Annotated in this window: 13 protein-coding genes; 3 read left to right on the forward strand and 10 right to left on the reverse strand. The window is 37.2% G+C overall.

What is annotated here, in order from left to right:
* Positions 1-245: 245 nt before the first annotated feature.
* From A9G17_RS07695 to tyrA, 10 genes are all read right to left on the reverse strand, one after another.
* Entirely contained in the window at positions 246-671 is a 426-nt protein-coding gene (locus tag A9G17_RS07695) for a F0F1 ATP synthase subunit epsilon (RefSeq protein WP_039128292.1), read from the reverse strand.
* Between the two features lie 26 nt (positions 672-697).
* Positions 698-2,080 (reverse strand): F0F1 ATP synthase subunit beta, encoded by a 1,383-nt coding sequence (gene atpD / locus A9G17_RS07700; RefSeq protein ID WP_025314341.1) that lies wholly within the window; start codon positions 2,078-2,080, stop codon positions 698-700.
* A gap of 47 nt (positions 2,081-2,127) precedes the next feature.
* Entirely contained in the window at positions 2,128-2,997 is an 870-nt protein-coding gene (gene atpG / locus A9G17_RS07705; RefSeq protein WP_025314342.1) for a F0F1 ATP synthase subunit gamma, read from the reverse strand.
* Between the two features lie 14 nt (positions 2,998-3,011).
* Positions 3,012-4,553, reverse strand: coding sequence for a F0F1 ATP synthase subunit alpha (gene atpA, locus A9G17_RS07710; protein ID WP_065738220.1), 1,542 nt, complete (start codon positions 4,551-4,553; stop codon positions 3,012-3,014).
* 11 nt (positions 4,554-4,564) lie between these two features.
* On the reverse strand, positions 4,565-5,098 hold the full coding sequence (gene atpH / locus A9G17_RS07715; protein WP_025314344.1) for a F0F1 ATP synthase subunit delta: 534 nt from the start codon (positions 5,096-5,098) through the stop codon (positions 4,565-4,567).
* Positions 5,099-5,111: 13 nt separating this feature from the next.
* Positions 5,112-5,582, reverse strand: a complete 471-nt coding sequence (gene atpF, locus A9G17_RS07720) for a F0F1 ATP synthase subunit B (RefSeq protein ID WP_065603189.1) — start codon at positions 5,580-5,582, stop codon at positions 5,112-5,114.
* A 24-nt stretch (positions 5,583-5,606) separates the two neighbouring features.
* Positions 5,607-5,837, reverse strand: coding sequence for a F0F1 ATP synthase subunit C (gene atpE / locus A9G17_RS07725; protein ID WP_034901511.1), 231 nt, complete (start codon positions 5,835-5,837; stop codon positions 5,607-5,609).
* Between the two features lie 36 nt (positions 5,838-5,873).
* Positions 5,874-6,656 (reverse strand): F0F1 ATP synthase subunit A, encoded by a 783-nt coding sequence (gene atpB / locus A9G17_RS07730; protein WP_065738221.1) that lies wholly within the window; start codon positions 6,654-6,656, stop codon positions 5,874-5,876.
* Between the two features lie 253 nt (positions 6,657-6,909).
* Complete coding sequence (glmM, locus tag A9G17_RS07735) at positions 6,910-8,247, reverse strand: phosphoglucosamine mutase (RefSeq protein WP_065738222.1); 1,338 nt, start codon at positions 8,245-8,247, stop codon at positions 6,910-6,912.
* A 141-nt stretch (positions 8,248-8,388) separates the two neighbouring features.
* Positions 8,389-9,510, reverse strand: coding sequence for a bifunctional chorismate mutase/prephenate dehydrogenase (gene tyrA, locus A9G17_RS07740; protein WP_065738223.1), 1,122 nt, complete (start codon positions 9,508-9,510; stop codon positions 8,389-8,391).
* Between the two features lie 116 nt (positions 9,511-9,626).
* On the opposite strand from tyrA, the gene xthA reads away from it, so the two are divergent.
* From xthA to A9G17_RS07755, 3 genes are all read left to right on the forward strand, one after another.
* Positions 9,627-10,433: an exodeoxyribonuclease III gene (gene xthA, locus A9G17_RS07745; protein WP_065738224.1), complete on the forward strand. Its 807-nt coding sequence runs from the start codon at positions 9,627-9,629 to the stop codon at positions 10,431-10,433.
* 31 nt (positions 10,434-10,464) lie between these two features.
* Positions 10,465-11,814 (forward strand): exodeoxyribonuclease VII large subunit, encoded by a 1,350-nt coding sequence (xseA, locus tag A9G17_RS07750; RefSeq protein WP_065738225.1) that lies wholly within the window; start codon positions 10,465-10,467, stop codon positions 11,812-11,814.
* Positions 11,815-12,035: 221 nt separating this feature from the next.
* Positions 12,036-13,706: a molecular chaperone HscC gene (locus tag A9G17_RS07755; protein ID WP_065738226.1), complete on the forward strand. Its 1,671-nt coding sequence runs from the start codon at positions 12,036-12,038 to the stop codon at positions 13,704-13,706.
* Positions 13,707-13,759 lie beyond the last annotated feature (53 nt).

The following is a 13,759-nucleotide window of genomic DNA, read 5'->3' on the forward strand; positions in this document are numbered from 1 at the left end:
ATCGCTGATTGTTATAAATAAATCTAGCTACGATTAGGTTGTGCATTTTTACAGCTAAATAATTTTATAAAATCCAAATAGATTTTAAAAAAATGTTAAGGAATATTTTTAAGATAAAAAATCGTGATTTTTAGATAGAATTTTTTTCAAATAAGGAGTTAAAAAAGCAGTTAAGTAAAAATTAAAAGGTTACAATTTATTAAGTTGTAACCTTTTATGGGTTTATCTAGTAATTAACGTATTTTTTATTGACCCATGCGACGAGTTAATTCAATAACACGAATTTTTGCCAAAGCTTTTGATAGTTCAGCCGATGCTTGAGCAAATGTCATATCATCACTTGGATGATTAATATGTTCTTTTGCTTGTCTGACTGCTTCTTGTGCTCTGGCTTCGTCTAAATCTTCACCACGAATTGCCGTGTCGGCTAAGATTGTGACGATATTAGGTTGAACTTCTAAGACGCCACCAGAAAGGTAGATAAACTCTTCTTCACCATCCGCTTTTACAATACCTACCATACCCGGTTTAATCATTGTAAGTAGAGGAGTGTGACCTGGGTAGATCCCAAGTTCACCTTCTTGACCTGTGACTCTGATTCGCTGAACATCACCCGAAAACAGGTGAGATTCAGCACTAACAACTTCTAATTGATAGGAAGTTAGTGCCATAATACTATCTCCGTTCAATGAATCTCTTAGAGAGATTTAGCTTTCTCAATTGCTTCGTCGATTGAACCAACCATATAGAATGCTTGTTCAGGAATGTGGTCGTAGTCACCGTTCATAATTCCTTTAAAAGCACTGATGGTATCTTTCAATGGTACATATTTACCAGGAGATCCTGTAAATACTTCTGCAACGAAGAATGGTTGAGATAAGAATCGTTGAATTTTACGTGCACGAGCAACGGTTAATTTATCATCTTCTGATAATTCATCCATACCAAGAATTGCAATAATATCTTTTAATTCTTGATAGCGTTGTAAAATTGACTGAACGCCACGAGCACAATCATAGTGTTCTTGACCAACAACAAGTGGATCTAATTGACGGCTGGTTGAATCTAATGGATCCACCGCAGGATAGATACCTAATGAGGCGATTTGACGACTCAATACGATTGTTGCATCTAAGTGAGCAAAGGTGGTTGCTGGCGACGGGTCAGTCAAGTCATCGGCAGGTACATATACCGCCTGAATTGAGGTGATTGAACCTGTTTTAGTTGAAGTGATACGTTCTTGTAATAAGCCCATCTCTTCTGCTAATGTTGGTTGGTAACCTACCGCAGATGGCATACGACCTAATAATGCAGATACTTCAGTACCCGCTAAGGTGTAACGGTAAATATTATCGATGAATAATAATACGTCTTTACCTTCGTCACGGAATTTTTCAGCCATGGTTAAACCAGTTAACGCTACGCGTAGACGGTTTCCTGGTGGCTCATTCATCTGACCATATACTAACGATACTTTATCAAGTACGTTTGATTCTTTCATCTCATGATAGAAGTCATTACCTTCACGGGTACGTTCACCCACCCCAGTAAATACTGAGTAACCAGAGTGTTCAATAGCGATGTTACGGATTAATTCCATCATATTAACGGTTTTACCCACACCTGCACCACCGAATAGACCAACTTTACCACCTTTAGCAAATGGACAAATTAAGTCGATAACTTTTATACCTGTTTCAAGTAACTCAGTTGAGTTAGCGAGTTCTTCATAAGTTGGTGCTGCGCGGTGAATTGCCCAACGCTCTTCCTCACCAATTGGACCTGCTTTATCAACAGGATCACCTAGTACGTTCATAATACGACCAAGTGTTTTAGTACCTACGGGTACTTCAATACCGTGACCTGTATTTACTACTTTAAGTCCACGTCTTAAACCATCAGATGAGCCCATTGCGATACAACAGACAACGCCACCACCTAATTGTTGCTGAACTTCCAGAACTAATTTTTCAGTGCCAGTTTCCACTTCTAATGCATCATATACCTTCGGTACTGCATCTTCTGGGAATTCGACATCAACCACCGCACCGATGATCTGGACAATCTTTCCAGTAGCCATTTTTAATCCTCTACGTCTTTTTCTTAACTATAAGCCAATATTTAGCACTAACCTGAAACAGCGGCTGCACCGGATACAATATCAATCAATTCATTTGTGATAGCACCTTGACGTGCTTTGTTATACACAATTTGTAATTCATTAATTAGGTTTGCACCGTTATCTGTTGCTGCTTTCATGGCCACCATTCTTGCCGCTTGTTCACTCGCTAGATTGTCAACCACAGCTTGATAGACTTGTGATTCAATATAACGACGTAAAATCACATCTAATAGTGATTTAGCATCTGGCTCATAAATATAATCCCACGATGAAGCTTTAAGTGCTTTATCTTCTGAAGGTGGTAATGGTAATAATTGCTGTATTGTTGGTTTTTGCGACATAGTATTAATAAATTTATTAGTAACAATATATAATTTATCAATATTACCTTTGTCATATGCCTCAAGCATTGTTTTTACCGGCCCAATTAAATCGGATAAAGTTGGTTCATCACCTAAATTCGTGACTTGTGTTAAGATGTTTGTTTTTACTGATGAGAAAAATGAAACACCCCGAGAACCAATTAAAGCAACATCAGCTTCAACATTTTTTTCCTGCCATGCTGACATATCAGCAATGACAGTTTTGAAAAGATTGATATTTAAACCACCGCATAAACCACGATCGGTTGAAATGATAAGATAGCCAACTCGCTTTACATCTCTTTCTTCTAAATAAGGATGCTTGGCGCCTATCTGAGCTAACGCTAAATGTCCAATTACTTCACGAATCATTTCAGCATATGGACGACTTGCTGCCATTCTATCTTGTGTTTTACGCATTTTAGAATTGGCAACCATTTCCATCGCTTTAGTGATCTTTTGCGTACTTTGGATACTGGCAATTTTTGTTCTAATCTCTTTTGCATTAGCCATTTTTTACCTCACCCTTACCAAGTTTGAGTTGATTTAAAGCTTTCAAGTAATTCTTTTAACTTACTTTCAATCTCATCATTGTAATTACCCGTTTCGTCGATTTGTTTGACAAAATCAGCATATTGACTATGGGCATAAGCAAGGAGTGCCGTTTCAAATGGTAATACTTTAGCAAGTTCTACATCTTCAAGATAACCACGTTCAGCAGCGTAAAGTACAATTGATTGCTCAGCAACAGTCATAGGAGAGTATTGCTTTTGTTTCAATAATTCAGTTACTTTTTCACCATGACTTAATTGGTTTCTTGTTGCTTCATCTAAGTCAGAAGCAAATTGTGAGAACGCAGCTAATTCACGATATTGTGCAAGCGCCGTACGAATACCACCTGATAATTTTTTCATTATTTTGGTTTGTGCTGCACCACCAACACGAGAAACTGAAATACCCGGGTTAACGGCAGGGCGAATACCTGAGTTAAATAGGCTCGTTTCCAGGAAGATCTGACCATCAGTAATTGAAATTACGTTTGTTGGTACGAATGCCGATACGTCACCAGCTTGTGTTTCGATAATTGGTAATGCCGTTAATGAACCTGTTTTACCTTTTACTTCGCCTTTGGTAAATTCTTCAACATAAGCTTCGTTAACACGAGCAGCGCGTTCAAGTAAACGAGAGTGAAGATAGAATACATCACCAGGATATGCTTCACGTCCAGGTGGGCGACGAAGTAATAACGAAATTTGACGGTAAGCAACCGCTTGTTTAGATAGATCATCATAAACAATTAATGCATCTTGACCACGATCGCGGAAGTATTCACCCATGGCACAACCCGCGTAAGGTGCTAAATATTGTAATGCAGCTGATTCAGATGCTGAAGCTACAACAACGATAGTATTTTTTAATGCACCATGTTCTTCAAGTTTACGTACTACGTTTGCAATAGTTGACTGTTTTTGACCAATTGCTACATAGATACATTTTACACCCGAATCGCGTTGGTTAATGATTGCATCGATTGCTAATGCTGTTTTACCTGTTTGACGGTCACCGATAATAAGTTCACGCTGACCACGACCAATTGGAATCATTGAGTCGACGGCTTTATAACCTGTTTGTAATGCTTGATCGACTGATTGACGCTCGATAACGCCAGGTGCGACAACTTCAACCGGCGAAAATCCGTCATGTTGAATTGAGCCTTTGCCATCGATAGGTTCACCAAGTGTATTGATAACACGACCTAATAAGCCATCACCAACGGGTACCTGTAAAATACGGCCAGTACATTGTACTTTCATCCCTTCCGATAAGTCTTCGTATGGTCCCATAACCACCGCACCGACTGAGTCTCGTTCTAGGTTTAATGCCATTGCATATCGATTACCAGGTAATGCAATCATTTCGCCTTGCATTACATCGGTTAATCCGTGAATTCGAAGAATACCATCACTTACTGAGATGATGGTTCCTTCATTGTGAGCATCACTCACAATATTGAACTGAGCTATCCGCTCTTTAATTAGTTCACTTATTTCAGTTGAATTTAGCTGCATTATCAGTCCCCTTAAGACTGTAGAGCGTCATTTAAACGATTTAAACGCCCTCTGATACTACTATCAATAACCATATCGCCCGTACGAATAATAAAACCAGAAATGAGCGATTTATCTATATGACATTTTAGTTTTACTTTTCGTGATAAACGTTTTTCGACAGCGATAGAAATTTTATTAAGTTGTTCGCTAGTTAGCTCATTAGCCGAAATGACATCAACATCTGCTTGAGCATCTTTATCTAAACAATATTGTTCAAACAAAGTTAAAACTTCAGGAAGAAGTGATAATCGTTTGTTTTCAGCCATAACTTTAATAAAATTAGTGCTAAACTCATCTAATACATCTTTACAGATGTTGATGAGTAAATTAGCCACCGAATCAGTTTTCATATCAGATGTTAGAATACTTCTTACTTGTGCATCTTTGCTTACTTGAGAAGTTAATACCAACATTTTATGCCATGATTCGATGCTGTTTCTTTCTACCGCAAAATCAAAAGCGGCTTTAGCATAAGGACGAGCAATTGTAATTAAGTCAGCCATTGCTCTATTCTCCTTATAATTCAGCTACGAGTTTATCAATGATGTCGCTATTTGCGGCTTCATTAACAGAACGTTCAATAATTTTTTCTGCACCGGCAATAGCGAGTGTAGCGACTTGTTGTTTAAGCTCTTCTCTAGCGCGTTTGCGTTCAGCTTCTACTTCGGCAAGTCCTTGAGCAACAATACGTTCTTTTTCGCGGATCGCTTCTTGTTGTGCTTCTTCAAGAATGATAGCTTTGCGTTTGTTTGCTTGCTCAATAATTGCATTAGCCTCTACCTTAGCCTGTTGCATTATGTCAGATGTATTTGCTTTGGCTAATTCCAAATCTTTTTTTGCTGTTTCTGCTGAAGCGAGACCGTCTGCTATCTCTTTTTGGCGTTTTTCAATCGCATTAATAACAGGTGGCCAAATAAACTTCATACAGAACCAAACAAACAATACAAATGTAATTGCTTGGCCGAGGAGAGTTGCGTTCATATTCATGAGACGATTCCTCTTAAAAGTTTATTAACCGGCAACAGCAAAAATAACATAAAGTGCAATACCCACACAGATCATTGGAATTGCATCAACTAAGCCCATAACGATAAAGAATTGGGTACGTAACATAGGCATTAATTCAGGTTGACGAGCGGCACCTTCTAGGAATTTACCACCTAGTAATCCAATACCAACTGCACCACCAATTGCAGCTAATCCCATCATTATGCCCGCGGCTACAAATAACATACTATCCATTATATACTCCAGTTTATTATCAAAAAAATATTGAAATTAGTGATCTTCCGTTGCCGATGCCATTGCTAAATAGACGATCGTCAACACCATAAAAATAAAAGCTTGTAACGTAATAATTAAAATATGGAATATGGCCCAAGGTAATGAGAGTACCCATTGTGACCACCAAGGTAATAGTGCAGCAATTAAGATAAAGATAAGTTCACCTGCATACATATTACCGAAAAGTCGAAGTCCTAAAGAAACTGGTTTAGCTAATAAGCTAACAAGTTCAAGGATTAAATTGATTGGCGCAAATGCCCAATGATTAAAAGGATGAAGTGTATATTCTTTAATAAATCCAGAAATACCTTTGTATTTAATTGAATAGATTACGATAAGAATAAATACGCCTAATGACATTGACATTGTGATACTGACATCTGCAGAAGGGACGACTCTTAAATGTGAAAGACCTAAATATTGTGCAGCGTAAGGTAAAAAGTCTACTGGAATGAGATCCATTAAGTTCATCAAAAATACCCAAGTAAACACAGTTAAGGCTAACGGCGCAATGAGTTTATTTTGACCAGTGAACATGTCTTTAACGGTGTTATTAACAAATTCAAAGAGCATTTCTACTGCACATTGCAATTTACTTGGTACACCACTGGTAGCTTTTTTAGCTACGCGATGAAATATCCATAAAAAGATAACACCAAGTACAATTGAAAAGAACAACGAGTCCAGATTAAAGGTCCAAAAACCAGAACCTACTTGCAAGTTCTCAAGATGATGCTTGATATAAGCTTGTGGTGAAGCTGGAGAGGAAACTGACATAAAACCCTCTTACCTTATTCCTAAAATTTAAAAATACTGCTTACATCTCTTTTAATAAAGATATAAGCAATCGCTGTAATAATTCGAAGCTACTATTTTAAACCTAATTGCCTATAATAAGTCAACCTTTGATTAACAAAATTAAGAATTTAGACACTTTTTACTAAATTTGTGTAAAGAATAGCAACTTTATAATGTCACTTTAGTAGAAATAATCCCCTATTAATCGCCAAATTAATAGGGATAAAATAAGCTAATTTGATGCGTTAACTGCTTCAGCGATTTGTTCTGCCAGTTTTTGTACTTCAGCAGCATCACTACCTTCAACCATGACGCGAATAAGTGGTTCTGTTCCTGATTTACGAATTAAAACACGTCCATGAATACCAAGTTGTTTTTCGGCTTGTTCAATGGCTAATTTGACATCAAGGTTTGTTAATGGATCGTGTTTTTCAGCAAATCGAACATTGATTAATACTTGTGGCATCATGGTCATGCCACTACATAAATCAGCTAATGACATGTTATTGCGTACCATTGCGGCTAATACTTGTAAACCCGCAATAATACCATCACCAGTGGTAGTTTTATCTAATAATAAAACGTGACCAGAGTTTTCAGCACCTAAGCGCCAATTTTTTTCAAGCATTTTTTCAAGTACATAACGATCACCAACTTTAGCGCGTACAAATTGAATACCCAAATTTTTAAGTGCGATTTCAAGTCCCATATTACTCATTAATGTGCCAACAACGCCACCTTTTAATTGACCTTGTCTTAATGCTTCACGAGCAATAATATAAATAATTAAATCACCATCAATTTTACGCCCTTTATGATCAACCATGATAATGCGATCACCATCGCCATCTAAGGCAAATCCTAAATCGGCTTTTTCATCAATAACGCATTTGGCCAATGCTCTAATATCTGTTGCACCACAATTATCATTGATGTTAACGCCATTGGGGTCACAGCCTATCTTTATCACATCTGCACCAAGTTCACGTAAAACTTTAGGAGCGATGTGATAAGTGGCGCCGTTAGCACAATCGACGACTATTTTTAAACTGGCTAAACTCAAATCATGATCAAAGGTGCTTTTACAGAATTCAATGTAACGACCTGCCGCATCGGTAATTCGGCTTGCACGTCCGAGTTGTATGGATTCAACGCAGTCGATCTCTTTTTCAAGCTGAGCTTCAATTTCTAATTCGATTGCATCATCGAGTTTCTTGCCTTCGGTCGAAAAAAATTTAATACCATTATCATAAAATGGATTATGTGATGCTGAAATAACAACGCCAGCATCAGCTCTAAATGTTCGTGTTAAATACGCAATAGCTGGAGTTGGCATGGGACCAGTAAACGCAGTAGCAACACCCGCCGAAGCAAATCCCGCTTCAAGTGCTGATTCAAGCATATAACCAGAAATACGGGTATCTTTACCAATTAATACTTTTTTTACCCCATCTTTAGCAAGTATACGACCTGCTGCCCACCCTAGTTTAAGCGCAAAATCTGGTGTGATAGGGTACTCTCCAACTTTGCCTCGAATCCCATCAGTGCCAAAATATTTTCGATTAGACATTTTATTCCCTCACACTAAATTTTATTGTTGGCCTACTTCTTAAGTATAAAATCGTAATTTAAAAATTATTTTAACTAGACGTATTGTTTATAAGCTTTTTTGTAAAAAAGTTTGAGGTTAACTATACGTTTCAGTATAAAATCATTCCCGATTATCATTAGCAAATTTTAGTAAAACCTGACTTTCTTTAATAAAGCGCTGAGCATAATTACCAAACCACTCGGTGACATTATTAAAATTCTCAATAAATTTTACTTTGTCGCGTTGCTCAATTAATTTCACCATTTCTCCGAAACATTGATAATAACGTTTGATTAGTTCAATGTTATCATCAGATGCCATAATAATATCGGCATAAAGCACCGGATCTTGTGCAAACAATCGACCTACCATCATTAATTCTAATCGATAAATAGGGGAGGATAACGCAATCAGTTGTTCTAAATCGGCTTGTTCTCGCTGTAAATTTACGCCATATGAAAAAGAGGTAAAATGGCGTAAAGCTTGAATAAATGACATACATTTATCATGCTCTTTGGCATCAATTGCACATAAATTGGCCCCCCAAATGCGCATTTGTTCAATTAACCATTGATATTTATCTGGCTCACGCCCTTCACAATAGACAATAATCTGTTTTGCTAAATTTGGTACATCAGGACCAAACATTGGGTGCAGTCCAACGACAGGACCAGGATGCTTTTTGAGCATAGCTTCAAGCGGTTTAACTTTTATTGAGGTAAAATCGGTTAAGATACAATCCTTAGGCAATGGCGGCAATTGATCGATGATTTCGCAAGTTTTGTTAATCGGTACGGTCACAATCACAGCCGCTGCATCAGCAACTATTTCGGCTGCTTGATGCATAGTTTTAGAACCTAAAGTTTTAACATGGTAACCAGACAGGGTGAACAAACGAGCAAACAATCTACCCATTTGTCCATTACCTCCAACGATAACGATAGAACCTGAACCGGTATAGACCTTTTTAAAACCTTTGTCATTTTCACTTATGTATGATTCACGCATTAAACGGCGTAATATATCTTCAATTAAAGCAGATGATACACCAATATTTTCAGCCTCTTTTCGTCTTTGGGCTAACATTTCTGCTTCACGCTTAGGATCGTAAATAGGAATACCGTGTTTGCTTTTTACATCGCCAACTTCGGCGACTAAAGCTAATCGTTTATTAATTAAAGATAAAATTGATTTATCGACTTCATCAATTTTATCGCGCAAGGCAAGTAATTCCGTAGACATATTCGGTTATTCCTTTTCTCACAAATGATAACTGTTTCTGTAATAGCTTAACAGTATAACGTATTTTTGGTAGGATGGGACTATTGCAACCTTAATTCCAATACAATAAATTCATCATGAAAGTTATTTCTTTTAATATTAATAGTCTTCGGGCTCGAATCCATCAATTAGCCGCCATTATCGATAAGCACCAACCAGATGTGATAGGTCTGCAAGAAACCAAAGTTCATAATGATCAGTTTCCAGTTGAGGAGCTTGAGCAGTTTGGTTATTACTTAAATTATCATGGACAAAAAGGGCATTATGGTGTGGCTCTGTTAACTAAGCAAAAGCCACTTTCAGTACAATGTGGTTTTCCTACTGATAGCGATGATGCACAATGCCGATTAATTATCGCTCAGTTGCCAACCAAGCAAGGTGAGTTAACCATAATTAATGGTTATTTTCCGCAGGGTGAAAGTTTGCATCATGAAATCAAATACCCTGCGAAACGTAAATTTTATCAAGATTTGATTGATTATTTAAAGCAACATCAATTAAGTGATCAGCTTTGCTTGATTATGGGCGATATGAATATTAGTCCAACCGATTTAGATATCGGTATTTCGGACGATAGCCGTAAACGTTGGTTGCGTACTGGTAAATGTTCATTTTTACCTGAAGAGCGAGAGTGGATGAACAATTTAATGTCACTTGGGTTTGTTGATACTTATCGTAATGAGCATCCAACAAAACAGGAATATTCCTGGTTTGATTATCGTTCTAAAGGCTTTGATACCCATACTGGATTAAGAATTGATTTGATTTTAGCAAGTGAAAAGTTGATGGCGCATTGCCAACAAACTGGCATTGATTATGATATCCGCGCTATGGAAAAACCGTCTGATCATGCGCCAATTTGGGCTCAATTTGATTTAGCTTAAATAGGTAACAGTATAATAATAGAGGAATAGTATGCAGCACAATAGTTCAATTCTATCGGTTAAAGATCTTAACCAAATGGTGAAAGATATTCTTGCTGATGCTATTGGTCAAATTTGGCTGATGGGCGAAATTTCTAATTTTTCTCGCCCCGCTTCTGGACATTGGTATTTCACCTTAAAAGATGATACAGCTCAAGTTCGTTGTGCCATGTTTCGCAATAGTAATTTTCGCGCTGGTTTTACACCACAAAATGGCCAGCAAGTATTGGTTAGAGCAACGGTTACGCTTTATGAAGCACGGGGTGAATATCAACTTGTTATTGATAAAATCCAACCTGCTGGTGCAGGGTTGTTGCAACAAAAGTTTGAACAATTAAAGCAAAAATTATTTGAAGAGGGATTATTTGAATCTACTTATAAACAATCATTGCCTGAAAATATTCGTACTGTTGGCATTATTACTTCTTCAACTGGGGCGGCATTACATGATATTTGTCAGATCTTAAAACGTCGAGATCCAAGTTTGCATTTAATTATCTATCCAACTCAAGTACAAGGCACAGAAGCTGCTGCGCAGATCGCTAAAATGATTCAAATTGCTAATACTCGTCAAGAATGTGATGTGTTAATTGTTGGTCGAGGTGGTGGTTCACTCGAAGATTTATGGTCATTTAATGAAGAAGTAGTCGCAAGAGCGATTTTTGCTAGCCAATTGCCAATTGTCAGTGCAGTGGGGCATGAAATTGATTTTACCATAGCTGATTTTGTCGCTGATGTCAGAGCAGCTACTCCATCCGCGGCTGCGGAATTAGTTAGTCGCGATTGCTTAGATCAGATTAGACGGATTCAAGTTCAAGAACAGCATTTATCTATGGCAATGGATTATTATTTGACTCGACGTCGTGAAATGCTCAATAAGTGGCGTCACCAATTGCAAACCCAACATCCACAAGCCAAACTAGCAAAAAAATTAAATCGATTACTATCTTACCAGCATGCTTTATATGAAAATATGCAGCAATATTTACTCAAACAGTCAAATCGCCATAACTTTTTAGATAAACAACTGTTACGGCTATCTCCACAAAATAATATTACCTACTTGAGTCAGATGATTCGCCAGAAACGTCAGCAACTTATTAATTTAATTCAGCAAAAAATAACCCAGTCACGACATCAATTTGTCTTACAAACCTCGCAACTTAATAGTGTTAGTCCACTTGCGACATTAGAAAGAGGATATTCTGTAACGACCAATCAACAAAATACGGTGGTACGTCGTGTTGAACAAGTAAACGTTGGTGAGCTTATCACAACCAGATTAGCTAACGGTCAATTAATTAGTCAAATTATTGATATGCAAAATAAAGATAATTATTAGTGTCAATTTTTAAATGACGATTGGTTTAATGGTTATTTATTGAGAATAATCGATACAGATAGTAATTATAATTTTTGGTGGTCTAATTTTTAGACATATATAAAATAATGAGTTAAGGCAAATTGAATATTTTAGTGTTTGATAAAATTGTACCTTGAGCAGTATTAACTATATAATATTGTTGATATTAACTTTAATAATAAGAAGAGAACAAACCAATTATGCATCACCCCATAGGAATTGATTTAGGTACTACTAATAGTTTAATTTGTGTCTGGCAAGATGGTAAGCCAATACTTATCCCCAACTCAATCGGCGAAGTTGTCACTCCATCAGTAGTAAGTGTTGATGATGATGATTCTATTTTAGTTGGGCGTGCTGCATTGTCTCGCTTAACAACGCATCCAAGTCGAAGTGCAGCTGCATTCAAACGCTTTCTTGGCTCTAATAAAGTATTTGAATTAGGTGACAAGAAATTTACGCCAACCGAACTTTCTGCCATGGTGTTAAAATCTCTTAAGGCCGATGCCGAAGCGTTTTTAAAACAAGAAATACACGATGTAGTGATTTCTGTTCCTGCTTATTTTAATGATGAACAACGCAAACAAACACGTTTTGCTGCGGAATTAGCTGGTTTAAATGCTGTACGTTTAATAAATGAACCAACTGCAGCAGCTATGGCATATGGATTACATGAAGAGCAATCAGGTAATACTTTAGTTTTTGACTTAGGTGGCGGTACCTTTGATGTGACCGTACTGGAATATGCTTTGCCAATTATTGAAGTACATGCATCTGCCGGAGATAACTATTTAGGTGGTGAAGATTTTACCGATGAACTGGTTAAAGCCTGTTTAAGTGATTGGAATCTTAAACAACAGGATATACCCGTTGATGACTATGCACGTTTATTAGATTTAGCGGAGCAATTAAAGTGTAAGTTAAGTGGTGATGAATTACACAAATTAACTTGGTTTTGGCAAGATAAGCAGTGGGAGTTTTCCTTAAATGAAAATCGAGCCAAAACGCTATGGTTACCACTTCTTAATCGTTTACGTTCGCCTATTGAACAAGCCTTAAATGATGCGCGCTTAAAGCCTAACCAGCTTGAACATATTGTGTTAGTCGGTGGCTCATCACAACTCGGTGTGGTGCGTGAGCTGGTAACGAAATTATTTGGCAAATTGCCTTATCGTCATATTAATCCTACCACGATTGTGGCACAAGGCGCTGCTGTTCAAGCTGCTTGTCGGTTACGTAATGCTGATATAGAAGAAGTTATTTTAACTGATGTATGTCCTTATACGTTAGGTATTGAAAGTAGTTCAGGTAATGTTGGTGGATTATTTGCACCGATTATTGAGCGAAATACCATTGTTCCGACCTCGAAAGTAAAAACTTTTTATACGGTGCATCCACAACAGAAGATTATTGGCATTGCGGTTTATCAAGGTGAAAGTCCACGCGTAGAAAATAATGTGCTGATAGATGAGTTTGAAGTGCCTGTAACTCCGATGGAGAAAACACAAGGTATTGATGTTCGTTTTAGTTATGATTTGAATGGTTTGTTAGAAGTTGATGTAGTTGTTCTTGAAACAGGTATTAAACATGGAAAAGTCATTGATCATAGTCCAATAGGTTTAACTGATAAACAAAAACAAGAGAGCCATGAACGATTAAAATCACTCAAAGTTCATCCTCGTGATGAGATGCCAAATCGGACCTTATTAGCTAGGTTAGAGCGAGCATGGGCACAATCATTAGGTGATGAAAGAGCATTAATTGGGTCGTACATTGAAGCTTTTATTGAGGTATTAAATCAGCAAAATTCAGAAGAAATTGATGAAATGCGCTGTGAAATTGAAGCAAATCTACAAGAACTCAATCGTTAACCATTATAGATTTTTATTAGATCACTTTTCCCCCTTTTATACGAATCAAAAGG

Source organism: Gilliamella sp. wkB7 (assembly GCF_001693435.1).
Taxonomy (GTDB): Bacteria; Pseudomonadota; Gammaproteobacteria; order Enterobacterales; family Orbaceae; genus Gilliamella; species Gilliamella apicola_N.